1 protein-coding gene is annotated in these 287 nt (G+C 39.0%); it reads left to right on the top strand.

The window, feature by feature from the left end:
• Nucleotides 1-22 precede the first annotated feature (22 nt).
• Nucleotides 23-287, top strand: a 265-nt coding sequence (locus Q8G36_RS28750) for a phage integrase N-terminal SAM-like domain-containing protein (RefSeq protein ID WP_305275364.1), incomplete at its 3' end; no start/stop codon positions are given.

The following is a 287-nucleotide window of genomic DNA, read 5'->3' as shown; positions in this document are numbered from 1 at the left end:
ATTTTGGTAGGGGGCTTCTCGAATGACCAGTAAAGAAGAAATCCTGGACAATAAACAAATTCTTCATTCTTTTGCGAAATGGTTAATGGGTCAAAATAAATCCGATGGTACGATTAAAACCTATGTGGGAGTCATCTCCCAGCTTCTTCAATGGTTTAAAGATGAGGCGGAAGAGATTGAAAAATCCCACGTCCAAACCTATTTAGACGATATGGAACAGTCAAACAAGAGTGGAGGAACGATTGAAAAACATTATTCAGCCATTACCATGTTTTCCAGGTTCCTTG

This window comes from Peribacillus frigoritolerans (assembly GCF_030676415.1).
Classification (GTDB): Bacteria; Bacillota; Bacilli; order Bacillales; family DSM-1321; genus Peribacillus; species Peribacillus frigoritolerans_A.
The sequence above is the reverse complement of the archived record's forward strand: the minus strand, read 5'-3'. Positions and strand labels throughout refer to the sequence as shown.